This window comes from Polaribacter sp. 2405UD43-2, from assembly GCF_058147125.1.
Genome location: NZ_JBYVJX010000005.1, coordinates 1 through 23,726, shown reverse-complemented (window position 1 = coordinate 23,726; position 23,726 = coordinate 1). Strand labels below are relative to the sequence as shown.

The 23,726-nt window shown below is 30.6% G+C and carries 26 protein-coding genes; 3 read left to right on the top strand and 23 right to left on the bottom strand.

The genetic code is table 11. The features are described from left to right. Positions 1-78: 78 nt before the first annotated feature. The 8 genes from ACY2RX_RS08180 to kynU all read right to left on the bottom strand — a co-directional run bounded on the left by ACY2RX_RS08180 (position 79) and on the right by kynU (position 6,944). A complete protein-coding gene (locus ACY2RX_RS08180) occupies positions 79-873 on the bottom strand; it encodes an SDR family oxidoreductase (RefSeq protein ID WP_490103481.1) in 795 nt (264 codons plus the stop codon). A gap of 103 nt (positions 874-976) precedes the next feature. Continuing rightward, on the bottom strand, positions 977-2,425 hold the full coding sequence (locus tag ACY2RX_RS08175; protein ID WP_490103480.1) for an aldehyde dehydrogenase: 1,449 nt from the start codon (positions 2,423-2,425) through the stop codon (positions 977-979). A gap of 115 nt (positions 2,426-2,540) precedes the next feature. Continuing rightward, a complete protein-coding gene (locus tag ACY2RX_RS08170; protein WP_490103479.1) occupies positions 2,541-2,690 on the bottom strand; it encodes a hypothetical protein in 150 nt (49 codons plus the stop codon). 38 nt (positions 2,691-2,728) lie between these two features. Then, the gene (locus ACY2RX_RS08165) at positions 2,729-3,142 is read right to left on the bottom strand and encodes a RidA family protein (RefSeq protein WP_490103478.1); all 414 of its coding nucleotides are present in this window, start codon (positions 3,140-3,142) and stop codon (positions 2,729-2,731) included. 79 nt (positions 3,143-3,221) lie between these two features. Next, positions 3,222-3,764: a DUF1697 domain-containing protein gene (locus ACY2RX_RS08160; RefSeq protein WP_490103477.1), complete on the bottom strand. Its 543-nt coding sequence runs from the start codon at positions 3,762-3,764 to the stop codon at positions 3,222-3,224. A 35-nt stretch (positions 3,765-3,799) separates the two neighbouring features. Then, on the bottom strand, positions 3,800-4,120 hold the full coding sequence (locus ACY2RX_RS08155; RefSeq protein ID WP_490103476.1) for a GIY-YIG nuclease family protein: 321 nt from the start codon (positions 4,118-4,120) through the stop codon (positions 3,800-3,802). Between the two features lie 93 nt (positions 4,121-4,213). Further along, positions 4,214-5,623, bottom strand: coding sequence for an FAD-dependent oxidoreductase (locus tag ACY2RX_RS08150; protein ID WP_490103475.1), 1,410 nt, complete (start codon positions 5,621-5,623; stop codon positions 4,214-4,216). Between the two features lie 61 nt (positions 5,624-5,684). After that, entirely contained in the window at positions 5,685-6,944 is a 1,260-nt protein-coding gene (gene kynU / locus ACY2RX_RS08145; RefSeq protein WP_490103474.1) for a kynureninase, read from the bottom strand. Between the two features lie 120 nt (positions 6,945-7,064). Between kynU and ACY2RX_RS08140 the strand changes: the two genes are divergently transcribed. Then, positions 7,065-8,252, top strand: a complete 1,188-nt coding sequence (locus tag ACY2RX_RS08140) for a C40 family peptidase (protein WP_490103473.1) — start codon at positions 7,065-7,067, stop codon at positions 8,250-8,252. 75 nt (positions 8,253-8,327) lie between these two features. Here the strand turns inward: ACY2RX_RS08140 and ACY2RX_RS08135 are convergent, their stop codons facing one another. Beyond that, on the bottom strand, positions 8,328-8,678 hold the full coding sequence (locus ACY2RX_RS08135; RefSeq protein WP_490103472.1) for a hypothetical protein: 351 nt from the start codon (positions 8,676-8,678) through the stop codon (positions 8,328-8,330). An 81-nt stretch (positions 8,679-8,759) separates the two neighbouring features. On the opposite strand from ACY2RX_RS08135, the gene ACY2RX_RS08130 reads away from it, so the two are divergent. Both ACY2RX_RS08130 and ACY2RX_RS08125 read left to right on the top strand, forming a co-directional pair. Continuing rightward, positions 8,760-9,275 (top strand): CvpA family protein, encoded by a 516-nt coding sequence (locus tag ACY2RX_RS08130; RefSeq protein ID WP_490103471.1) that lies wholly within the window; start codon positions 8,760-8,762, stop codon positions 9,273-9,275. A gap of 49 nt (positions 9,276-9,324) precedes the next feature. Further along, complete coding sequence (locus tag ACY2RX_RS08125) at positions 9,325-9,711, top strand: hypothetical protein (protein ID WP_490103470.1); 387 nt, start codon at positions 9,325-9,327, stop codon at positions 9,709-9,711. 109 nt (positions 9,712-9,820) lie between these two features. On the opposite strand, the gene ACY2RX_RS08120 is transcribed toward ACY2RX_RS08125, so the two are convergent. From ACY2RX_RS08120 to ACY2RX_RS08055, 14 genes are all read right to left on the bottom strand, one after another. Next, the gene (locus tag ACY2RX_RS08120; RefSeq protein ID WP_490103469.1) at positions 9,821-10,450 is read right to left on the bottom strand and encodes a carbonic anhydrase family protein; all 630 of its coding nucleotides are present in this window, start codon (positions 10,448-10,450) and stop codon (positions 9,821-9,823) included. Between the two features lie 11 nt (positions 10,451-10,461). Then, a complete protein-coding gene (locus ACY2RX_RS08115) occupies positions 10,462-12,324 on the bottom strand; it encodes a SulP family inorganic anion transporter (protein WP_490103468.1) in 1,863 nt (620 codons plus the stop codon). A 79-nt stretch (positions 12,325-12,403) separates the two neighbouring features. Then, entirely contained in the window at positions 12,404-12,712 is a 309-nt protein-coding gene (locus tag ACY2RX_RS08110; RefSeq protein WP_490103467.1) for a hypothetical protein, read from the bottom strand. A gap of 5 nt (positions 12,713-12,717) precedes the next feature. Then, positions 12,718-13,467 (bottom strand): SH3 domain-containing protein, encoded by a 750-nt coding sequence (locus ACY2RX_RS08105; protein ID WP_490103466.1) that lies wholly within the window; start codon positions 13,465-13,467, stop codon positions 12,718-12,720. Between the two features lie 11 nt (positions 13,468-13,478). Further along, positions 13,479-15,248, bottom strand: coding sequence for a BatD family protein (locus ACY2RX_RS08100; RefSeq protein ID WP_490103465.1), 1,770 nt, complete (start codon positions 15,246-15,248; stop codon positions 13,479-13,481). Positions 15,249-15,317: 69 nt separating this feature from the next. Beyond that, entirely contained in the window at positions 15,318-16,142 is an 825-nt protein-coding gene (locus ACY2RX_RS08095) for a tetratricopeptide repeat protein (protein ID WP_490103464.1), read from the bottom strand. Between the two features lie 2 nt (positions 16,143-16,144). Further along, entirely contained in the window at positions 16,145-17,191 is a 1,047-nt protein-coding gene (locus ACY2RX_RS08090) for a vWA domain-containing protein (protein ID WP_490103463.1), read from the bottom strand. Between the two features lie 34 nt (positions 17,192-17,225). Further along, complete coding sequence (locus tag ACY2RX_RS08085; protein WP_490103462.1) at positions 17,226-17,591, bottom strand: four helix bundle protein; 366 nt, start codon at positions 17,589-17,591, stop codon at positions 17,226-17,228. A 47-nt stretch (positions 17,592-17,638) separates the two neighbouring features. Continuing rightward, positions 17,639-18,643 carry a vWA domain-containing protein gene (locus tag ACY2RX_RS08080; RefSeq protein WP_490103461.1) on the bottom strand — a complete coding sequence of 335 codons (1,005 nt, stop codon included), beginning with the start codon at positions 18,641-18,643 and terminating at the stop codon, positions 17,639-17,641. Continuing rightward, positions 18,630-19,646 carry a BatD family protein gene (locus ACY2RX_RS08075; RefSeq protein WP_490103460.1) on the bottom strand — a complete coding sequence of 339 codons (1,017 nt, stop codon included), beginning with the start codon at positions 19,644-19,646 and terminating at the stop codon, positions 18,630-18,632. Before ACY2RX_RS08075 ends, ACY2RX_RS08080 begins: the two co-directional genes overlap by 14 nt. An 83-nt stretch (positions 19,647-19,729) precedes the next feature. Further along, on the bottom strand, positions 19,730-20,599 hold the full coding sequence (locus ACY2RX_RS08070) for a DUF58 domain-containing protein (protein ID WP_490103459.1): 870 nt from the start codon (positions 20,597-20,599) through the stop codon (positions 19,730-19,732). Between the two features lie 62 nt (positions 20,600-20,661). Beyond that, positions 20,662-21,651, bottom strand: a complete 990-nt coding sequence (locus ACY2RX_RS08065) for an AAA family ATPase (RefSeq protein WP_490103458.1) — start codon at positions 21,649-21,651, stop codon at positions 20,662-20,664. Between the two features lie 594 nt (positions 21,652-22,245). Next, entirely contained in the window at positions 22,246-23,352 is a 1,107-nt protein-coding gene (locus ACY2RX_RS08060; RefSeq protein WP_490103457.1) for a T9SS type A sorting domain-containing protein, read from the bottom strand. Between the two features lie 182 nt (positions 23,353-23,534). Beyond that, the coding region (locus tag ACY2RX_RS08055) for a hypothetical protein (RefSeq protein WP_490103456.1) at positions 23,535-23,726 on the bottom strand (192 nt) is incomplete at its 5' end.

Sequence of the window (23,726 nt, the reverse complement as noted above, 5' to 3'; positions counted from 1 at the left end):
TTTTAGAGACAAGATTCAAGACAGCTTAAAGATACACTAAAATGTCTTGGCTCTAAAAATCTTGGTTCTTGATTCTTCCTATAATGATTTTGTTCTTCCGCCATCTACAGGAACGTTAATTCCGTTTATAAAACTTGCTTTTTCGCTTGCTAAAAACACAATTGCATTGGCAATTTCTTCTGGTTTTGCAAATCGTTTAGCGGGTGAAGCGTTTTTCATTGCTTCGGAAACTTCTTCAATAGATTTTCCTGTTTTCTTCGCTTTATTGTTAATGATTTCATTTAAACGCTCTGTGCCTGTAGCACCAGGAAGTACATTGTTTACTGTAATTCCGAAGGAACCTAACTCATTTGCTAATGTTTTTGACCAATTGGCAACTGCTCCACGAATGGTATTTGACACACCCAAACCGTCTAAAGGTTGTTTTACAGATGTAGAAATTACATTGATAATGCGACCGTAACCAACTTCTTTCATAAACGGAACAATTGCTTGCACCAACACGTGATTACATTTTAAATGTTGTGTAAACGCACGTTCAAATTCATCTAACTGTGCATTAAAAACAGGACCTCCAGCTGGACCTCCAGTATTATTTACTAAAATATGGAAGTTTAAATTTGATGCTTCTATTTTTTCTTTCAACTCTGTTGGATTCGAAAAATCTGCAACAATATAATTGTGTTTTTGTTCTCGTCTGCGCTCGAACTGACAAGCATTTAGTTCTTTTAAAACTGCTTTTAACTTCTCTTCGTTACGAGCAACTAACGTTACATTTACACCTTCTTGTGCTAATTGAATTGCTGATGCTTTTCCTATTCCTTGTGTGCTACCGCAAACCAACGCGTTTTTGTTCTTTAGTTCTAAATTCATAAAAAAGCCCATCCTAACCTTCCCAAAAGGAAGGAACTCTAAACTGGGTAATTAGAGTTTTAAATTATTAATTTTTACCTCAAATTTCTCCCCTTTGGGGAAATTAAGAGGGGCTATATTTTATACAAACATTTTTAGGCTCCGTAAAAAATCGTAAGGCTTCGAAACCACCTTCGCGTCCTACTCCACTTTCTTTTTGTCCGCCAAAAGGCGTTCTTAAATCACGTAACAACCACGTATTTACCCAAACAATTCCACTATGTAACTGTTTAGATAATTGCATAGTTCTATTTAAATTATTGGTCCATAAAGTTGCTGATAAACCATATTTAGTATCATTAGCCAATTGCAAGGCTTCTTCATCTGTTTTAAATGACATTAAAGTTACAATTGGGCCAAAAATTTCTTCTTGATTTAAGCGACAAGAATTATCTAAAACCTCTATTACTGTAGGTTGAAAATAATAACCATTTTCAAAATCTGGAATTGTAACTTCTAAACCTCCACATAATATTTTGCCTTCTTCATTTTCTGCAATTTCGACATAAGATTCTATTTTCTTTAAATGTTCTTTTGATACTAATGCTCCTATATCTGTATTTGGTTTTGATGGATGACCAACTTTTAATTGTTTTACTTTTTTAATAAAATCTTTCTTAAATTTTTGATAGATTTTTTCTTCAACTAAAATTCGACTTCCGCAGAGACAAATTTGGCCTTGATTGGCAAATGAAGAACGAACTGTAGTATTCAACATCTTTTCATAATCGCAATCAGCAAAAATAATATTCGGATTTTTACCACCTAATTCTAACGACAACTTTTTAAACATTGGCGCAGCAACTTTGGCAATATGTGCTCCTGTTGTTGTTCCGCCTGTAAAAGAAATGGCTTTGATATTTGGATGCTCTACAATGGCTTGACCAGTTGTTTGTCCTAATCCGTGGACTATATTTAACACACCTTTTGGCAAACCTGCTTCGTTACAAATTTTGCCTAATAAATACGCTGTCATTGGTGTAACTTCACTGGGTTTTGCAACCACGCAATTACCTGCGGCAATTGCTGGAGCAATTTTCCAAGTGAATAAATACAAAGGTAAATTCCACGGAGAAATACAACCTACAACGCCTATTGGTTGACGTAAGGTAAAATTAACCGCATTTAACCCAACACTTTCGTGCGCTTCTGATGAAAACTGCGTAATAGCATTGGCAAAAAAACGAAAGTTTGATGAGGCTCTTGGTATATCAATGGCTTTGGCTAAACTCAATGGTTTCCCATTATCTTTAGATTCTGCTTCAGCAAGTTTGTCTAGATTTTGCTCTATTAAATCGGCTATTTTGGATAGTATTTTATGACGTTCATCTAAGGTTGTATTAGACCAACTTGGAAAAGCTTTTGAAGCTTCTTGATAAGCTAACTCAACATCTTCTTTTGATGAGTTTGGTATTTGCCCATACACTTCTCCAATTGCTGGGTTGTAGTTGTCTATAAAATCTCCTTTAATTGGATTTACGAATTCGCCGTTTATGTAATTTTTTATGTTCATACTTACCCAGACCTCACAGGTTTTTAAAAACCTGTGAGGTCTTTTCTAATTATTATAATTCTTTTTAATCATTCTATTGGAATCTCTTGATTACAAAACTCTAAATAAATTACTCTTATATCATAATTTTTTCAGAAAAATCAAAATTATTACTCTCAATAAAATTAATAATCTCATTCAGTTTTTCTTGTTGAAAAATTCCTTCAACAATTGAAAAACCGTTTTCTTCAAATACATTTATATGTTGATTAAAATCTATCATCATTTATAGATTCCCGCTTTCGCAGGAATGACAAAACTGTCTTAGTTTCTAGTTTCTCTATTCTTTTTCTTATAAGCCGTTACTTTAATCTCTACCACCAAATCTGGGTGTGGTAATTGATGTACAGCAACTGTGGTTCTTGTGGGTCCAGTTTCCTTATCAAAAAACTCTGCATAAGCTTTGTTGTAGCCAGCAAAATCATTCATATTTACCAAAAAGGTAGAAACATCAACCACATCTTTTAAACTCGCACTAACCGTTTGCAGTGTTTTATCAATATTCTGTAAAACTTCTCTTGTTTGGGTTTCAATATTTAAACGTTTTGTTCCCATTTCGTCAATAATATCTACACCTGCAATGGTATTATCTGCTCTTCTAGAACTAGTTCCTGAAACAAAAATAAAATCGCCCACAACTTTTACGTGTGGATATGCGCCTCTTGGTGTTACTTTCATATATAAGCCTCTTTTAATCTCCCCAAAGGGGAGAAACTCAATTCGGGGATTTGAGTTTTAATTATTTTCATCAACTTACTCATTCTTTCCCTTTGGGAAGGTTAGGATGGGCAATTTCAAGCAACTTTAACGTTGTTCTTAAATTACGTGTTGTTGCTGTAACTTTTAGTTTTCTCTCAAACAAATTGTTAGACAATTTTGTTTTTGCAAACGTTGACGGACAATAAAGATACACAACATCACCATCAATTTTATATTTATCCTCATTTATCCCTTTTGCTTCAATTTTGGTTTCTGATGTTTTTTTATCTAAAAATACAAACGTTACTATTTTAGGGTTGTCTATCTGAAATGGATAATTTTCAATCGCTTTTTTCCACTCTGAAACTGTTTTGGCAATTACTGGAACATCATATCCAAATTTAGTTTTAATTCCGTCTTCTATCTTTTTACAAATTGCTGTTTTACTTTCTTCCGAAGTTAAAATAATATTTCCACTTTGGATGTAGGTTTTTACATTTTGAAATCCTAATTCGTTTAATAAATCGCGTAAATCTACCATCGGAAGTTTGTGTTTTCCTGATACATTTATTCCGCGTAGTAAAACGATGTATGTTTTCATATTACTTAATTTGTCAGGTCGAGCGCAGTCGAGACCTAATTATTATCTGGTTTATATTTATGATGAGTAGCATTTCTACATTCTGATAAAATTTCTAACATATCAAAATCTCCATTTGCTAGTGCTAACTTCTTTTTACCACTCCATTTTTTAATTTTCTTTTCAAAATAAATTGCTTGTTTTACATCATTAAAAGCTTGATTAAAAACCAACTCTAAAGGCCTTCTTTTATATGTAAAACAACTTTTATTTAATCCTTTTTGATGTTCTTCAAATCTTCTTTCAAGATTATTTGTTATACCTGTGTATAAAAAATTATCAGAACATTTTAATATGTAAACATAATACGTTTTCATTATTAACCTCTCGACTGCGCTCGAGGAGACATTTAAATTGATTTTTACTTTTTCATCCTCTCGACTGCGCTCGAGGAGACACTTTATTAGATTTTACAATCCTGCAATTTTATCTTCTTCTAAAATCTCATTGGTTTCTTCTTGTACTTTTTTGAGCACTTCTTTTAAATCAGTAATAGTAGCCAAATCATTATCTGCAAACATATTTAACAAAGCTTTGTCTTGCGCTCTACCTTTTTTCATAGCTTCTGCATATGGTATATTTTCATTAAAAGTAACCATAGAATATTTAGAAAAATATTCTGAAGGAAATGTTTTTTCTAATTCCATTTCTAACTTTCTCTTTTCTTTAAATAACGGATTCGCAACGTGGTCTCTCATTTCATAAAAATTGTCAATCGCTAAATCGGCAATGGCATCTGTATCTTCTTTTCTAGCTTTTTCGTAGGTTTTAAAAACAGTTTCCCAATCAAAGATTTCTCGACTGCGCTCGAAATGACAAAGAATGTTATCAAAAACTGTTACATCTTCAAACGACGCATTCATTCCTTGGCCGTAAAACGGAACAATGGCGTGCGCAGCATCACCCATTAAAAGGGTTTTATTTTGATAATGCCAAGGCGAACATTTTACAGTACCTAAAGCTCCTGTTGGATTGTTAAAAAACTCATCTTTTATACTCGGAATCAATTTTAATGCATCTGGAAATTCTTTTTCAAAAAAGGCAGTTATTTTTTCTTCGGAAGTTAAATTATTGAAATTATATTCGCCTTCATCATAACTTAAAAAGAGTGTTACCGTAAAACTTCCATCTAAATTTGGAAGTGCAATTAACATAAAATCGCTACGTGGCCAAATGTGTAAATAATTTTTACTTATTTGATGATTTCCTACTTTATCAGCAGGAATTTCTAGTTCTTTATATCCGTGATTTAAATAATTCTGAGAATAACTAAATAAAAACTTCTTCTCTAAATAATAACTTTTTCTCATTGAAGAACCTGCTCCATCTGTTCCGAAGATAACAGCTGCATCTACAGAAAATTCTTCTTTGGTAGTATAATCTTTAAAGTGTGCAACCGTATTTTCAATATCAACCGACGTACATTTTTTATTAAAATGAATGGTTACGTTTTCGTGCTTTTCGGCTTCGGTTAATAGAATTCCGTTTAAATCTCCTCTAGAAATTGAATTGATATACTCATTTTCTCTTCCAGAATAATTAGATGCGAACGTGTTTCCAGCTCTATTATGCATTAAACGACCATACATTGGTATACAAATTTCACGTGCTTTCTCTTCTACTCCGCAAAGTCTTAAAGCTTTAAAACCACGATCTGATAAGGCTAAATTGATAGATCTTCCTGCGGAAATATCTGTAGTTCGTAAATCTGGGCGACTTTCATAAACATCAACTTTATAACCTCTTTGCGCTAAACGCAATGCTAATAAACTTCCGCATAAACCTGCGCCTATGATTAGTATGTTATTTTGTTTATTCATTAATATTATTCTTTTAAAAAGACCTCACAGGTTTTTAAAACCTGTGAGGTCTAAGATATATTTATAACAATCTTTGTAATACTTGAACCATTCTATACACATCTTCAAAAGAATTATACATTGGCACTGGCGCACAACGTATTACATCTGGTTCTCGCCAATCGGTAATAATATTATTTTCTGTTAGTTTTTGATGTAAACTTTTGTCCGCATTTTTTACTTGAATGGATAATTGGCAACCTCTTTCTTTTAGATTTGACGGCGTGATAATTTTAATATCTTCAGAACCAATTTGGTTGATTAAAAACTCAAAATACCCTGTTAGTTTTTCTGATTTCTGACACAGAGTGTCCATACCAACTTCATCAAACATATCTAATGAAGCTTTTATGGCTGCCATAGATAATATTGGCGGATTACTTAATTGCCAACCTTCTGCTCCTTCCATCACATCAAATGGTTGACGCATATTAAAACGTGTTTCTTTATTGTGATTCCACCAGCCTGCAAAACGCGGTAAATTTTTATTTTTAGAATACTTTTCGTGCACAAACAATCCTGCTAAACTTCCTGGTCCAGAATTCAAATATTTGTAGGTACACCAAGCTGCAAAATCTACACCAGAATCGTGTAAATTTGGTTGAATATTTCCTGCTCCATGCGCTAAATCTATACCGACAACACAATCTTTTGAATGACCAATTGCTGCAATTCTCTTAATATCTAAATACTGACCTGTGTAATAATTTACGCCTCCTATTAATAGCAAAGCAATTTCATTGCCTTGGGTTGAAACAATTTCTTCTAAATCTTCTATTCTTAACAATTCTTCATCTTTTCTTGGTTTCCATTCAATAACATCATCCTCAGAAAAACCGTGAAACTTTAATTGAGATTGCACTGCATATCTATCTGAAGGAAATGCATCACTTTCTATAACAATTTTATATTTTGTTTTGGTGGGTCTGTAAAATGAAACCATTAACAAGTGTAAATTGGTTGTTAATGTGTTCATCACCACAACTTCTATGGGTTTTGCGCCCACAATTTTTGCCATTTTATCAGTCAATAACTCGTGATAAGACAACCAAGGGTTTTGAGCTTCAAAATGACCTTCTACTCCAAAATTTGCCCAATCTTCTAATTCTTGCTGAATGTATTTCTGAGTTTGCTTTGGTTGTAATCCTAAAGAGTTTCCTGTAAAATACAACCAATCATTTCCTTCTTTATCTTTAGGAATAAGAAATCGATTTCGTAAATCAGCAAGCTTATCTTCTTTATCTTGTTGTTGTGCGTATTTTAAGGTGTTTTGATAATTCATTAATTTAAAAAGATTGTCTTTCAAATATAAAACAATCCTTGATAGATTTCAATAATTTTGAACGAATAAAGCTTTTTCATTGAAACGCTATTTTTGTATTTTTACACAAAACTGATATTAATGAAACTATTTAAATATTTTTTTCTAACTATAATTTTTGCTTTATGCTCTTGTAAAAAAGATGTAAAAACAATTACTGAATTAGAAAATATTCATTCATCAATAAAGAAAGAATTCGCTCCAGACAAAAGAGTTGAATTGTTTGATATTCAATTCTACACTTTAAACAACAAACTTTTTTTAGAAGGAGAAACTACTTCTAAAAAAGCATTTTCTATACTTTTAGACAGCTTAAAAAAAAGAAAATTAGACTTTATAAATAAGGTTCGAATTTTGCCAGATTCCGCAGTTGGAAATTTACAATTTGCTGTTGCAAGGAATTCTGTAATTAACATTAGATCTAAACCCAAACATTCTGCTGAATTGGGTACACAAGGTTTGTTAGGAATGTCTTTAAAAGTTTTGGATAAAAAAGGTGATTTTTACAGAATTCAAACTCCTGATAAGTATATTTCTTGGGTAGACAAAGGCGGAATTACAAAAATGAATAAAAATGATTTTGATGTTTGGAATGAAGCTAAAAAAGTACTTTTTACTCAAAATTTTGGTTATGTTTATGTTGATAAATCTAAGAATTCTCAAATTATTTCTGATATTACTTTAGGCGGACTGTTACAATACATTTCTGAAGACAATGAGTTTTACCAAGTAAAATATCCTGATAACAGAATTGGATATGTAAAGAAAAATGAAGCTGTAATTTATACTTCTTGGTTACAAAATTTACATCCATCAAAAGAAAGCATAGAAACTATTGCTATAAAAATGGACGGTTTTCCTTACTTATGGGGTGGTACATCTAGCAAAGGAATGGATTGTAGTGGGTTTACAAAAATGGTGTTTTTAATGAATGGTTTTGTGATTCCAAGAGATGCATCGCAACAAATTAATGCCGGTAAAACTGTGGATGAAAATTTAAAATTTGAAGGTTTAGAAAAAGGCGATTTACTATTTTTTGGTAAAAAAGCAACTGCAGAAAAAAAACAAAGAGTAACTCACGTTGGCATTTGGTTAGGAAATGACAAAATGGAATTTATCCACGCTTCTGGAAATGTGCATCTAAGTTCTATGGATAAAAACCAACCCAATTACGATGATTTTAATAAACACAGATATTTAGGTAGTAAACGTTATTTAGGTATTGTGGATAAAGATATTATTGATTTGAGAGACAAGATAAAGTTTTAATCGAAAAGAATATAAGCGATTAGTCTAGATATCATATTAGTTATAAGATTATTAAAAGATTTATGTCTAAAATGTTCAATAAGACAATCTTTCAAAATACAGAATAACCGCTTCTTTCATTAAAACCGTTTGTTCACCAGGTTTTAAAGTAGGTAATTCTGTTATTGTCTTATAATGAGGCCAACCATCATCGTCAAAAAAATCAAATTCATAATAACCATAAGGTTCTAATAACTTACAAATAGCTATGTGCATTAAGTTTACTTTTTCGTCTTTTTTAAAAGTTCTATGACCTTGCCCTAACTCCTGAACACCAACTAAATATATAATTCCATCAATATTTAACGCATCTCCATTCGCAAATTGATGGGTTAATTTATTTACTAAAACATTCCACTTTTCTTTTAAGCTAATTACTTTTGGCATACTCCTCGTTTAAGAATGTAAATATACAACCCACATTTTTAAATTATAAAAAAAAGATGTAGGTTTGGGTAAAGATTTTAAATGAATATTTTTGATATTATTGTTACAGCATTATTGCTCTTTGGCTTTGTAAGAGGCTTAATGAAAGGATTATTTGTAGAAGTGGCTTCTTTAGTTGCCTTAGTTGGTGGAGTGTATGGAGCAATTCATTTTTCGTATTTTGCTTCCGATTTTCTAAAAGAATCCGTATCTTGGGATCAAGAATATATATCTTTAGTTGCATTTGCTGCAACTTTTGTTATTATTATAATAATTATTGCTCTATTGGGTAAGGTGCTAACCAAGATTGCAGATTTTGCTTCTTTAGGTATTTTAAATAAAATTTTAGGAGGTGTTTTTGGAGCTTTAAAAATAGGACTTATATTAAGTGTTGTTTTTATTTTCTTTGGAAAAATGAATGACACAATTCCTTTTGTTGATAAGGAAACTTTAGAAGATTCTATTTTATTTGAACCCGTAAAAAAAATAGCCCCAACTATATTCCCCTCTATAATTAAAGAAAAAAAACAGGAAAAAACCCCTTCTAAAAATATATAAATCTATGTAGCTTTTTTGTAAATTGCTGCCGTAAAAACTAATCATCACTATGAAAAAATTATATAAATTAATTTTCTTATTCGGTCTTATTGCGCTGATGTCTTTTGATAAAAAAGATTGCTCCTCATTAAAAAATAATACTTTTACATATAGATATGCTAAAAAAGATGTTTTAGTTATTTTTAAAGTAAATGATTATGTAGAATACCATAATAAAAAAAAGCATTTTATTAAGTCTGATATTGAATGGATTACAGATTGTGAGTATAACTTAATTATAAAAGAAACTAACTTGCCAGATTTTCCTTTTAAAATTGGCACTAAACTTCATATTAAAATTAATAGAATAAGAGGTAAAAAAGTGTATTATACTTCTACTTTAGGAGGACGATCTTGGGAAGGAAGAATGACAAGAGTTAATAATAGAAATAGATAAAAATTTTCAATATATAAACAAAAACCCAAGATTTTTAATCTTGGGTTTTTTGCTTCCTGTTAATTTAGAAATCCTGATTCTGGTCTAGACTCAGAAAAATTCTTTTCGATTAAAGCATTGTAACTTTACCTGTTTGTAAAGAATAAACTCCACCAACAATTTTAATTTCATCATTATCTTCCATTTCTGATAAGATTCCACTTTTTTCGCGAATTCTTTCTATTGTTAAGCGCACATTACTCTCTACAGTTTTAGCAACAAAATCTTTGTTCGAAGAATCTACATCATCATCAAAATCTAAAGCTGCTTCTTTAACAGCAGGTAAAATATTTTCTAACATCTCTGTAATATTACCTAATTCTACACCATCGCAAGCTGCTTTTACAGCTCCACAACTTTCATGGCCTAAAACAAAAACTAATTTACTTCCTGCAACATTACATGAATATTCTAAGCTACCCAAAATATCAGTATTTTCAAAGTTACCTGCAACTCTAGCTACAAAAATATCACCAACAGATTGGTCAAAAACTTGCTCTACAGGCACTCTAGAATCTATACATGATAACACTACTGCTTTTGGATATTGCCCAGAAACAGTTTGCTTTACCAAATCTAAATGTGCTACTTTTTCCTGCTGATTGTTTACAAAACGATTATTTCCTTCTAATAAATCTTGTAAAACACCATTTGGTGATAAACCCGATTGCACTTCTTTATTAATTGCTGTATTTCTCATATTTATATTTTTTAATGATTGTCTTTTATGTTTACTTGTACCCAATTAGTACATTCTTCAAAAGTTTTAAAAATATGAGATGGAGGAATGAAATCTGGAATGATATCAATTCTTTCCATCATATATCTTGGTTGATCTAGTAGGTCTACAAATAAAACTTCTACGTTTTTCGTTTTTAAATCTTGCAACATATCTTCCATTGCATATAACCCAGATTGATCCATATATTGCATTCTACCTAAACGCATAATAACTGTAGATGCAGTTTCTGGTATTTGCAATGCCAACGCTTGAAAATCGCTAGTAGAACCAAAAAACAAAGGTCCTTTAATATGTTTTATAAAAACCTTTTCTTTAAAGTTTTCGGGAAAATCTTTTTCATCAGACCAAGCTTCTTCTTTTAAAGATTTAACGTCTGAACGTTCTGCAGTTAAGTCTCCAATTTTCTTCATAAACATTAATGAAGCGATTACTAAACCAATACCAACAGCATATACCAAGTTCCAGAAAGTTGAAAGTAATAAAACAACCAACATTATAATTACTTCAGAACTTACTTTAAAAGGTCCAATTTTAGCATCTTTTGGTAATGCAGGTATTGCTTTTAATCCTTTATAATCCATAACACCAATACCAACAGTAATTAAAATACCTGCTAAAACTGCTGCTGGAATTTTGGATGCAACTGGTCCTAAACCTAATAAAATTACCAATAACATTATACCAGCAATCATACCAGAAAGCTTTGTTTTACCACCAGAATTAATATTTACAACCGTTCTAATTGTTGCTCCAGCTCCAGGAATTCCTCCAAAAATTGATGCAATACTGTTACCAATACCTTGACCAATTAATTCTTTATTTGGTTTGTGCTTTGTCTTGGTCATATTATCTGCAACTACAGATGTTAAAAGCGAATCTATGGCTCCTAATAACGCAAGAGTTAATGCGGTAAAAATATACGGTGTAACGTTAGAAAGACTAAACTCAGTAATTATTCCCATATTCGGAATTGGAAATCCGCTTGGAATTTCTTCAATAGGACGATAATTTAACCCAAAACCAACAGCAATTCCAGACATTACCAACAAGGCAACAAGTGTACTTGGTATGGCAGTTGTTATTCGTTTAAATCCGTAGATAATTAAAATTGTTCCTAAAGCCAATATAACTTCAAGCCAATTAATATTTTTTAAAGCTCTTGGTAATACTTTAAATGTTCCTAAAACACCAGAAGCTTCTTTACCTGCTAATGTTTCACTTTCTTTAAGAATATCTGCTTGTGTTACTTTTTCAGCACGAGAAATTGTTTCTTTGAAGTCTTCTAAAACTAGAATTTTTTCTCCAGCCTCTTCTTTTAAGATATTTTCTAGAATAATTTCTTCCGCTTGCGGTTTAAACTGCTCTACAAATTGAGCGTCTTCTTTTGCATAATAACCAACAGATGGTAAAATTTGAGTTACTAATATAATAACTCCAATGGCCGTCATAAATCCAGAAACCACAGGATACGGAATGTATCTTATGTATTTTCCTAAACCTAAAATTCCTAAACCTATTTGCAATAAACCTGCTAATAAGAATACGGTTAAAATTGTTGGTAAAGCCTTGGTTACATCACCGTCGTTTGCAGCAATAATACCTGCAATTACTACCATACTTACGGCAGTCATAGGCGCAGTTGGACCAGAAATTTGAGTATTTGTTCCTCCAAAAAGAGCGGCAAAGAAACTAATAAAAATTGCTCCGTATAAACCTGCACTTGGTCCTAAACCAGAGGAAACTCCAAATGCTAAAGCTAATGGTAAAGCTACAATTCCGGCAGTTATACCACCAAAAGCATCACCTTTAATGTTTGAAAATAAATTTTTCATAAATAAATATTTCTTAACCTATTGTTTTTTAAATAGGCTTAAAGTTAAAAATTAAATTGTTTGATTTTCTAGAAATAATTTAAATAATTTCTGGTGGCGGTGTGGTAAACTCTAAATGTAAAGTTTTGTAATTTAAAGTTACTTTTGAGCTAAACTTAAAGATGTTTGTTGATAAATTTAATGAAACATCTTTTACTTTTTGATGAATTTTTTCAGTTTCATCTTTTTCTTGTTTTTCTTCATTTTCTGGCTCATCAATATCTAAAACATAGGCAGTTTCTATAGATTCTGAGATTAAAGAAAGATTTTGATAAACAGCAAAACTTAACTTTAATGAAAGTATCATTAAAAAAAGTATTTTAAAAATGGTAGGTTTTGGTATCTTCATTAAAACTATAATTCTTTTATTTCGGAAGAAATAATCCATCCTAATTTGCCGTCAGCTAATTTAATCTTTTTCCAATTATCTACAACATCTAATACAATAACTTTTGTACCCTCATGCAAAGTAAATACCTCATCAGAATTTAATGTAGGTGCATTTCTAACTTTTGTTTTTTCTACAAAAACGATCGCCTCTTTATTTTTTTTAGAAAAATTGTACTGATTGTACGTTATAAAAAGAGATATCACTAAAAAGAAAAAACTTGCCATACTTGTTATAAAATAGAGTCTTTTTTTAGACGGAACCTCTGCAAAATAAAATAATAAAAACAACAAACTTGCAATTATAGAAAATACAACAACCGTAATTGCCCATTGATTATAAGATAGTTTTTGTAGATAATTTTTGTTGAATTTTTGTAATACAGTTTGCGGCAATTCTTCTATATTATCTAAAGCCAAACGCTTGGCAAACACCAAATTATTTTTTACATCTTCGTTTAAAGGATTTAACTTCAGGGCTTTTTCGTAATAATAAATTGAGGGTCCAACTTTGTTTAACTTATAATAAGAGTTTCCTAAATTTTGATACAATTCTGATGATGCTACATCTTGCAATTCTATCTTTTTATAAGTTTGTATTGCTTGTTCAAAATCTCCATTTTTGTATAACTCATTGGCAGACACAAACAAGCTATCTACATTTTGTGCAGTAACAGAATTGGCAATTATCAATAATAAAAATAATATGTTTTTCATTTCTATAATTTTTATAATTGTTTATCTAATTGTACAATAACTTGTTTTGCTCTCTCAAATTCGGCTTCCATTTCGGTGTTTGTTATTTGCGAATAACGTGCCATATCTGATTGTTTTAATACTTCAATAAATTGAGTAATAGAAGTAGCATTAACATTCTTTTGTTCTAAAAATTGAGTAATTTTTTCTTTGCTAATATCGGCAGTTTCAACACCCAATTTTGCTTTTAAATAATTATGCAAAGCGCGTTCTAATGCTTCGTAAAATGCTTCTTTATTTCCTAATTGTTTTTTTGCTTCAGACAAATATTTTTTAGCTAATCTTTCTGCTTTTCTTAATTTATTTCCAATAATATCATTACTTCTAGCTTCGTTTTGTTTTGCTATAAATATTGCTACAGGAATAGCAATTAAAGGCAATAATAAAAGTATGTAAAACAAATTCGATTGAAAAAAATCATCAGAATTTAAAGGTTGAAAAGACGTTTTAGTTTGTATATATCTAAAGTTTTTTCCTGTGAGTTTAACAGCCTGTTTCTGAATAGAGTTATCTTTTTTATCGCTATTGGTAATTAGTTCTTTTCCTTCAATAACATCAACAAATAAATCTTCTGAAGATAGCGTATAATACTTTTCTTCTTTCGGATTAAAATACGAAAATGCAACCTTGGGTATTTTGTATTTTCCTTTATATTGTGGTACTACAGTATAAATATCTGACACAGAACCTGAAATTCCGCCAGCACTCACTCTAACTTTTTCTTTTCTTTCTGGTTGATATTTCTCTAATTCTACAGGCGTTGTTACTTCTGGCAATTCAAAGAGTTTTAAATTTCCTTTACCAGTAACCCCCACTTTAATTTGAGCACTTTCGTTAGATTTTAAGATATCTTTACTTAAAGTTACTGCAAAATTAAAATCACCAACGGCACCTGTAAAGTTTTCTGGTTTATTTTCTAAAGGAAGATTTTTAGGATTAAGTATCTTTTTAGCCGATGAAAATTCTTTTCTAATATTTCTAGTAATTACGTTTCCAAAAAAGTCTGCTCTACCAGTAGGAACACCAATTACAATATCCATTTTCATAGGATCTATTACCAACTTTCCTGTTTTTGTGGGAATTAATAATGCTTTTTGCATAACAACATATCTGTAATCTTCGCCATTATATTTTCCAATTTTTACAGGAAAACCATTTGTTTTAATAGCTTGGTTCCAAAAACCATTGTACTGAGGAGCTTCTGTTACGCCATAATCATAGACATTAATATTTTCGCTAACATACAATCTGTATTCCACATAAATTCCTTCACCTACAAAAGGGTTCGGTTTAGAAATTTCTGCAACCAAATGAATATTTTGTTGTGCAATATAATTAGGGTCATTTGGGTTTTTAGGCAATTCTACAGCGTCTAAAACAATAATTTTTATAGGTTTAGATTTTATGGTTTTTCCATCTAATGTAACGCTTGCAGCACCAATTGTAAGCTCTCCTTTTCTTTTGGGTTGGATAATGTATGTGTACGATTGAGAAAAACTGACTTTACCGTTAATCCAAGATTGACTGACTGACTGACTTGGTCCACCAACCACTTTAAAATTGGTAAATTTAGGAGGAGTAAAATTATCTCCACCTTGTTTATTTATTGCGAATTCTATTCTTAAACGTTGATTTAAGCCAAGTTTATTTTTACTAACTTTTGCTGTTAATGTTGCTTCTTGCCCTACTGCAATAAAAGAGAGTAAACTAATAAAAAATAGTATGCGAATTTTTAAAGTCATTTTATTTTTTTGAAAACTGTATAATTGGTTAACTGTTACAATTTAACGATTAAACAATTACACAATAAACTACCAATCTTTTTCTTGTTTTACTTTTTTACCTTTTGCTTTTCTAGCATTCATCTTTTTTTGAGTTTTTTTCTCCTCATTATTTAAACTCTCTAACAACTGCTTAATTTGCTGGGGTGTCATTTTACCTTGTTGTGGCTTTGGTTTTTGTTTGTTTTTTTTGTCGTCTTTATTATTCTTAGGATCTTGTTTTTTGTCCTTATTTTTATCCTTATCTCCGTCTTTGTCTTCTTTTTTATCCTTGTCTTTATCTTTCCCGTCTTTATCTTTATTTTTATCCTTATTCTTATTGTCTTTATCCTTTTTATCCTTGTCTTTTTTGTCTTTGTTATCTTTATTCTTATCGTCTTTATTTTGCTGATTTTGTTTGTCTAACAACTTTTGCGCAACTGCCAAATTGTAACGAGTTTCATCGTCATTAGGATTATTTCTTAAAGAATTTTTAAACGCATCTACAGCTGCTTGATAGTTTTTAGATTCTAGCATTGCATTGCCAATATTATGATACGCTTCTGCTTTGGTAAACTTATCTTTGGCGGTTTCTGCCGTTAATTCGTATTGCGGAACTGCCTCTTTAAAGTTTTTATTTTGATACAACGCATTTCCTAAATTATATGAAGCTTTGTCGTATTTAATATTTTTACCAAGTGCTTTTTGGTATGCTACAGAAGCATCTGTATATTTTTGTTGTTTGTATAAATCATTTCCTTGTCTTAAAAATTTTCTAGCTTTACGTTGTAAAGCAATAGAATCTTTTTGTGCTAACATTTCTTTTGATGAAAATAGCACCAAGAAAATAATTAATAAATATTGTAAATTTTTCATTACTATTTCTTCAATTTTTCTTCATTAAATAAATCTACTTTTTTCAACCATTTTGTTTTCTTATCAAACAAAAATATATCTGCAACTAAAAATAGCAAACCTAATGCCAAAAACCACTGAAATTGGTCTTTATAATCTGAAAATTGTTTGGTTTCAAATTCATTTTTTTCTGCATTTGCAATAATATCTGCAATTACTTTTACTGGTTTTTCGGTAACATTACCATCTATGTATTTTCCGTCGGCAGCATCTGCAATTCCTTGCAAAACTTTTGGTTTGCGTTTGGTAATCACTGTTTCGCCTTTTCTATCTTTTTTATAACCAATCATAGAGCCATTTATACGCATAGGAATTGGGCTTCCGTTTTCTGTACCCACTCCAATAGTATAAATCTTAACGCTGTCATTCGCTAAATTTTGAGCTACTTGTTTTGTTTCTTCTTGATGATCTTCTCCATCAGAAATAATGATTAAAAACCGATTGGTTTGATCATCATTATTATAATACGTTTTTGCCAATTCTAACGCTCCGTTTATATCTGTTCCTTGGCTAGAAACCATATCTGGATTCGCATTTTGCAAAAACATATTTGCGGCAGCGTGATCTGTGGTAATTGGTAAAAGTGGATAAGAATTACCTGCATAAATAATAACACCAACTCTATCTGAACCTAATTTATCAATAATTTTAGAAATAATTTGTTTGGCTTTTTCTAAACGGTTTGGGGCAATATCTTCTGCCAACATACTTTTAGAAACATCTAAAGCAAAAACCACATCTACACCTTCTCTTTTAACCGTTTTTAGTTTGGTTCCCATTTTAGGATTTACCAAAGAAATTACTAAAAAAGCAATTGCTACAAGCAACATTCCTAATTTTAAAACCGATTTAAAAGTAGAAGAATTTGGCGCTAACCTTTGCAATAGTTTACTGTCAGAAAATTTTTTTTGCATTCTTTTTTTCCACCAGAAAACCAACAAGAAAATAACAATCATTATTGGTATGATTGCGAATACATAAAAATAAATTGGTTCTTCTATACGATACATCTGAAAACGTGTAATTGTTTAATTGTGTAAATGGTTAACTGTTCTTTAATTGAGACTTTCTTAATGAATTTAACATATTCGATATTTTGTAAATTCTTTCTCTTAATTTTAAATATTGTTCTTCGGATATAAATTCTAATTCTTTTGATACTATTATATGATTTAAAACTTCCATTGTTGTACTAAAAGCTATTGTTGAAAAATGTGCTTTGTCTTTACTTGTTATTCTTGATGTTCCTTCTGCAATATTTGCAGCAATCGAATTTGTTGCTCTTTTTAATTGACTTGTAACTCCGTATTTTTCATTAGCAGGAAAACTTTTTGATATGTTGTAAACTTCTACTGATAAATCAATAGCTTCTTGCCATACTTTTAATTTCTCAAATGAAAATACATACATCTTTTTTACAATTACACATTTAAACAATTCAACATTTACACAATATTTTATATAAAACTCTTAAAAATTGTGCTTCTTAAAACAAATTCAAATAATAACAATCCTAATCCTAAAAAGACAAAAAACCTGTACTTTTCTTGATAATTATAATACTTAAATTCTTCTATTTTTGTTTTTTCGAGTTTGTCAATTTCATTATAAATTTCTTTTAAAGAGGTATTGTTTGTTGCTCTAAAATATTTTCCGTCCGTTTCTGAAGCAATTTCTTTTAGCAAAGCTTCATCAATCTCAACTTGTTGTTTTCTAAAATTTAACTTCCCTGTTCTTGGGTCTCTGCTCCAAGGAAAATCTGCCATTCCGTTGGTTCCAATTCCTATTGTGTAGGTTTTAATTCCTAATTCTTTTGCTAACTCTGTGGCAGTTCTTGGGTCTATATTTCCAGAATTATTTACACCATCCGTTAATAAAATAATCACTTTACTTTTTGCAGTACTTTCTTTTAGCCTATTTACTGCAGAACCTAAACCCATTCCTATGGCTGTTCCGCCTTCTAATTGCCCCCATTTTAGTTCAGAAATTGTACGTTTTACAATTCCTTTATCACTAGTAATAGGTGTTTGTGTAAAACTTTCGCCAGCATAAACTACAATTCCTATTCTGTCATTGGGTCTTCTATCTACAAAATTTACCGCCACTTTTTTTAACGCTTCTAATCTATTGGGTCTTAAATCTCTGGCCAACATAGAGGCAGAAACATCTATTGCCATTACAATATCTATACCTCTATTAGATTTTGTTTTTTTGCTTACAGATACATTTCTTGGTCTTGCCAAAGCCACAATAATTGCCGCTAAGGCTAACAATCTTAATACATACAAAAATGGTTTTAATTTTGATAAAAAGGAATCTACTTTAAAACCTTTAACACTTGGCATTGTTAAAACAGCGGCATCTTTTTTGCACATAAAAAAATACCAAATTGCCAATAATGGAATGCTTATTAGTAACCACAAAAACTCGGGATTATGAAATTCAAAATTACTCCAATTCATCTTCTGCGTCTTTTTCTTCTACCATTGGTTTAGGTTTTAAATTGCTCACAATATCTTCTGCATCTTTTCTATCTTCTTCAATTTCTAAAGCAAGTGGTTTCGATTTTGCAAATTTTACTAAATCTGCTTCACACAATAAACTTTTTAGTTTATCAATAGTATCTTGCGAGGTAACAATTACCTCAGAATCTTTAAAGTCTTTTAGCATTTCTAAAACCTCGTCAGTTGTTTTTTCTAATGCTGGTACGTTTAATTCTCGTTCTATAAAACCTCTTACAATTTCTGTTAATTCAGAATAATATTGTTTTATTTTATTGTTTTGCCACAACAGTTTTTCATCTAATTCATTTAAACGATAAATGGCTTCTTCATAAGGTGGTAAAGCTTTGTATGTTGGTTCTTCTTCAATTTCTTTTCGTTTTCTGATGACAAACCAATAAATCCAAAAACCAATAATTGCCAAAGCTGCTAAAATAAGATATAAATAGATTTTAAAATCATCAAAAGTATAGGGCTCTGCTTTTATAGATTTGATTGGAAATTTCTTCACTTTAGTCGTATCAATAGCAATTGTTGCTACGTTTATTAATAATGAATCTGTTAAATATGCTTGATTTTTTACAAAGATTTGTTGTTGCGGAATGTAAAATGCGCCGCTATCAAAACCTGTTAAAATATATTTTCTGATTAACTTGTTTTTAATTGTATCAACTTTAGTAGAATCTACAATTTCTAATCCTGTAAGTTGAAGTTTAGGAATAATAACATTTTGTGTTTCGTTTACAGAAATTTTAAGATGAAACTGCTCACCAATTCTAATATTTGTGGTGTCAATCTCCGCTTTTACCATTCCTTCTTGAGCAAAAGTAGAAAAACAGAAAAGAGAAAAAAGAAAAAAGAAAAGGCCTATCTCTCTAACTCTTTTTCCGAAGAAAAGAAAGCACTTGGCTTGCGATTTTTTATCACTTTTTTGAAAATCGATATTTATGTTACTTTTTTTCAATTTCTAATTTTTCATTATTACTGTTTCCTGTCTGATTTTCCACAACTGTTTCTTCCCTTTGGGAAGATTAAGATGGGCTTTTTTTATCTTCCTTTATGTTTAAAATAACCTAATAATTTTTTTACATAACTTTCATCAACTCTAGTATTAATAGTACCTGCGCCACTTCTTTTAAACATATTTAAATAATAGTCTGATAATCGTAAAGCATTTGCTTTGTAACTTGTTCTTACAGATTTAGAGGATGTGTTTATTAATTGAATATTGCCCGTTTCTGCATCTAACATTGGCACCATTCCTAAATTCGGAATTTCTTCATCGTGTTTGTCATACACTCTAATACCTGTTAAATCGTGTTTTTTGCCTGCTATTTTTAATGTTTTTTCGTAATCATCGTCCATAAAATCGGATAATAAAAAAACGATGGCTCTTTTTTTCATCACACTAGATAAAAATTTTAACGCTGCAGAGATATCTGTTTTTTTACTTTTGGGTTTAAATTCGATTAATTCTCTAATAATTCTTAACACGTGACTTTTTCCTTTTTTTGGAGGAATGTATAATTCGATGTCATCAGAAAATAAAATCAATCCGACTTTGTCGTTATTTTGAGTTGCAGAAAAAGCCAATGTTGCTGCAATTTCTGTAACGGTTTCTTTTTTAAATTGAGTGGATGTTCCGAATAATTCTGAACCAGAAACATCTACCATTAATAGCATTGTTAACTCTCGTTCTTCTTCAAAAACTTTTACATAAGGTTGGTTGTAACGCGCAGTAACATTCCAATCTATGGTTCTAACATCATCGCCAAATTGATATTGTCTTACTTCAGAAAAAGTCATACCTCGCCCTTTGAAAGATGAGTGATATTCACCTCCAAAAATATGATCAGACAAACGTCTTGTCTTAATCTCTATTTTACGAACTTTTTTGAGTATTTCTTTGGTATTCATTTTTTTAAGCTGTTGGCTTTTCGCTGTTTGCTAATTGCTAAATGCTAAATGCTAAGAGCTATTTAAGGCACTTCAACTTCATTAATAATAGAATTAATAATGTCTACAGAAGTTACATTTTCTGCTTCAGCTTCGTAAGTAATTCCTATTCTGTGTCGCAAAACATCAAAAACTACCGCTCTAACATCTTCTGGTATTACATAGCCTCTTCGTTTTATAAAAGCATAACATTTAGCGGCTCTTGCTAAATTGATACTTCCACGAGGTGAAGCTCCAAAACTGATTAAATCTTTTAATTGTGGTAAGTTATATTTTTCTGGATAACGTGTTGCGAAAATAATATCGAGAATGTATTTTTCTATTTTTTCATCCATATAAACCTCATTAATAACTTCTCTTGCTTTTAAAATTTGGTCTACAGAAATTACAGGATTAACAGCGGCAAAACTACCCGATAAATTCTGACGCATAATTATTTGCTCGTTTTGTAATTTTGGATAATCTATAACAACTTTTAGCATAAACCTGTCTACTTGCGCTTCTGGTAAAGGATAGGTTCCTTCTTGTTCTACTGGGTTTTGAGTTGCCATTACCAAGAAAGGTTCATCTAATTTAAAAGTAGTATCGCCAATGGTAATTTGACGTTCTTGCATTGCTTCTAATAATGCCGATTGCACTTTTGCTGGCGCTCTGTTTATCTCATCAGCTAAAACAAAATTTGCAAAAATAGGTCCTTTTTTAATGGAGAAATCATTTACCTTCATATTGTAAATCATAGTTCCAACAACATCTGCAGGCAATAAATCTGGTGTAAACTGAACTCTACTAAAACTACCTTGAACCGCTTTTGACAAGGTATTAATTGCTAATGTTTTTGCCAACCCTGGAACTCCTTCAAGTAAAATATGACCATTGCCTAAAAGACCAATTAACAAACTTTCTATCATTTGTTTTTGCCCCACAATTACTTTATTCATTTCTAAAGTAAGTATATCTATAAAGGCACTTTCTCTTTCAATTTTCTCATTAATAGCTCTTACATCTACATCCATTGTAATATTGTATTAGGTGTTATTTTTTACGAAAAACAAAGCTACAATTTTAACAAAAAAAAAATTGTTAAAACAAGGTTAAAGATGATTTGTATTTTTTTGTATATAAATACAGGTTATTAAAATGAAATATAATACCCTCTTTTGATAAAAATTTATGGTAAAAAGAAAATTGTTTAAATGTATTAGGGCAAAATCATACTTTTTTAAAAAAGAAATATACTACAAACTTTAGCCACGAATTTATAGATGACTATTCAAAAATAATTTTGATAAATAACGTGAGTTCGATATAACATAGAATTATATTGAGGTACTATATTTCTTATTATCAGTGTTTTGTCATTTCGAAAGAACGAAGTACGAGTGATGAGAAATCTCAATCTTAATGAGATTCTTCCTCATTCTTCATCTGAATGACATTTGCGCACCAAAAAACAAATAACTAATTGATTATCAATAAATAATATATCAAACTCACGTTAATTATAAAAACTTTTGGTTTTTATAATTGAAATTAATAATTAAAGTAAAAAATTTGTGAATTCATAGCTAAAAATAAAAGTATGATTCGGCTCTGTTTAGTGTAAAAAATTAGTTTTTTATAAACGTTTTAGCACTGTATTTATCAATAACTAATAAATAAACTCCTCTAGACAAGGTATTTACGTTTATTCTGTTACTTGTTGAACTTATAAAATCAGTTTTAACAATTCTTCCTAAATTGTCAACAATTTTATATAGCTTCTTACTTTGTAATTCTTTAATAAAAATATAGTTTGTGGTTGGGTTAGGATATATTTTTAAAGAAGCAATCTTATTGTTTTTTACATTTAGAACTTGAGTTGTTGTTCCTTTAGTATAGTATAAGCGATCTATTAAGGTTGGTGTTTGCGATAAGTTTCTGTTAGAAGACATAATTATAGCATCTCTATTTTTATCAACAGGATTGTAATTGTGCCCATTTGCAGGACTTATTTCGCTATTAAACCCAATGCAATGATCGCTTGTTAAAGTGGTTACATAGTTAGGAGTTGCATAATATTGAATGTCTCCTGTTGGAGTTATTGATAAACCAAGTGTCCACCAAGTATTTTTTCCTCCATTTGGCGCATTTGTTGTAATTTTAATATCTGATCTTCCAGGACCTCTTAAATATATTTCAGCTCCATAACACCAAATGCCTGGCCAAGAATTAATAGTAGAATTGTTGTATTTTACTGGCATTCTCAAAGAACTAACACCACCTGCGCCTAATGAATTTGGTAAAAACACATGCATCATTACAGAAGGTTTATCTGCAGATACCCAAGATTCTCCGTACATAAAAAAATCATCTTGTGTTTCTGTATCTGCGTTACCATATACTGTTGTTCCTGTTGCTGATGGGTTTTCTGTATACCAAGCGTTATCTCTTTCTTTAGACCTAAATGCCAAAACTTGATTTCCTGATGATGAAACTTTTTGAGGATTTGCCATTACAGAAATTATTTCTGGCGCTCCTCTTTGAGTTCCAGAAAGACCAAACCCACTTCCTGCCCAACCTAAACCATAATTAAATTTCTCTGTTAATAATGATGTTGCTTCGAAAGATAATTCTTTCACTTTTACTCCAGAACCCGGAATATAATAAGTTTTTTGAGCAAAGGTTGAATTGATAAAGATGCTGAAAACGAATAAAAAAATATGTTGAAATTTCATAATACAAAAAATAAAAGTATTCAAAGTTAAAAAAATAGAACCATATAAATATGGTTCTATTTTTTAATATAATTCTAATTATCGGTTCTGTAATCGATTTTCATAGATAAATTTACTGTTCTAAAAAATCAATCTTTACATCTTTCGTTTTATTAATATTATTGAGTTTTCATTAGAAGTTTTTAGTATTCCCATCTCACAAAAGCTTCCATAGCGGCATAATGAGCCAATCCTAATTCATCATATATATTGGCTGTTTCTTGATTTCTGTCTTCTGCTCTCTGCCAAAACTCTCTACTATCTGCTCCTTGAAATACAACACCATCTTTTTGTGATTGATGTTTAAAAATTCCTTTTCGCTTTTCTAAAACCTG

Bases quoted from the DNA above. Each gene is read 5' to 3' on its own strand.
- ACY2RX_RS08180 (WP_490103481.1), bottom strand. From the start codon at position 873: ATGAATTTAGAACTAAAGAACAAAAACGCGTTGGTTTGCGGTAGCACA.
- ACY2RX_RS08175 (WP_490103480.1), bottom strand. From the start codon at position 2,425: ATGAACATAAAAAATTACATAAACGGCGAATTCGTAAATCCAATTAAA.
- ACY2RX_RS08170 (WP_490103479.1), bottom strand. From the start codon at position 2,690: ATGATGATAGATTTTAATCAACATATAAATGTATTTGAAGAAAACGGT.
- ACY2RX_RS08165 (WP_490103478.1), bottom strand. From the start codon at position 3,142: ATGAAAGTAACACCAAGAGGCGCATATCCACACGTAAAAGTTGTGGGC.
- ACY2RX_RS08160 (WP_490103477.1), bottom strand. From the start codon at position 3,764: ATGAAAACATACATCGTTTTACTACGCGGAATAAATGTATCAGGAAAA.
- ACY2RX_RS08155 (WP_490103476.1), bottom strand. From the start codon at position 4,120: ATGAAAACGTATTATGTTTACATATTAAAATGTTCTGATAATTTTTTA.
- ACY2RX_RS08150 (WP_490103475.1), bottom strand. From the start codon at position 5,623: ATGAATAAACAAAATAACATACTAATCATAGGCGCAGGTTTATGCGGA.
- kynU (WP_490103474.1), bottom strand. From the start codon at position 6,944: ATGAATTATCAAAACACCTTAAAATACGCACAACAACAAGATAAAGAA.
- ACY2RX_RS08140 (WP_490103473.1), top strand. From the start codon at position 7,065: ATGAAACTATTTAAATATTTTTTTCTAACTATAATTTTTGCTTTATGC.
- ACY2RX_RS08135 (WP_490103472.1), bottom strand. From the start codon at position 8,678: ATGCCAAAAGTAATTAGCTTAAAAGAAAAGTGGAATGTTTTAGTAAAT.
- ACY2RX_RS08130 (WP_490103471.1), top strand. From the start codon at position 8,760: ATGAATATTTTTGATATTATTGTTACAGCATTATTGCTCTTTGGCTTT.
- ACY2RX_RS08125 (WP_490103470.1), top strand. From the start codon at position 9,325: ATGAAAAAATTATATAAATTAATTTTCTTATTCGGTCTTATTGCGCTG.
- ACY2RX_RS08120 (WP_490103469.1), bottom strand. From the start codon at position 10,450: ATGAGAAATACAGCAATTAATAAAGAAGTGCAATCGGGTTTATCACCA.
- ACY2RX_RS08115 (WP_490103468.1), bottom strand. From the start codon at position 12,324: ATGAAAAATTTATTTTCAAACATTAAAGGTGATGCTTTTGGTGGTATA.
- ACY2RX_RS08110 (WP_490103467.1), bottom strand. From the start codon at position 12,712: ATGAAGATACCAAAACCTACCATTTTTAAAATACTTTTTTTAATGATA.
- ACY2RX_RS08105 (WP_490103466.1), bottom strand. From the start codon at position 13,467: ATGAAAAACATATTATTTTTATTATTGATAATTGCCAATTCTGTTACT.
- ACY2RX_RS08100 (WP_490103465.1), bottom strand. From the start codon at position 15,248: ATGACTTTAAAAATTCGCATACTATTTTTTATTAGTTTACTCTCTTTT.
- ACY2RX_RS08095 (WP_490103464.1), bottom strand. From the start codon at position 16,142: ATGAAAAATTTACAATATTTATTAATTATTTTCTTGGTGCTATTTTCA.
- ACY2RX_RS08090 (WP_490103463.1), bottom strand. From the start codon at position 17,191: ATGTATCGTATAGAAGAACCAATTTATTTTTATGTATTCGCAATCATA.
- ACY2RX_RS08085 (WP_490103462.1), bottom strand. From the start codon at position 17,591: ATGTATGTATTTTCATTTGAGAAATTAAAAGTATGGCAAGAAGCTATT.
- ACY2RX_RS08080 (WP_490103461.1), bottom strand. From the start codon at position 18,643: ATGAATTGGAGTAATTTTGAATTTCATAATCCCGAGTTTTTGTGGTTA.
- ACY2RX_RS08070 (WP_490103459.1), bottom strand. From the start codon at position 20,599: ATGAATACCAAAGAAATACTCAAAAAAGTTCGTAAAATAGAGATTAAG.
- ACY2RX_RS08065 (WP_490103458.1), bottom strand. From the start codon at position 21,651: ATGGATGTAGATGTAAGAGCTATTAATGAGAAAATTGAAAGAGAAAGT.
- ACY2RX_RS08060 (WP_490103457.1), bottom strand. From the start codon at position 23,352: ATGAAATTTCAACATATTTTTTTATTCGTTTTCAGCATCTTTATCAAT.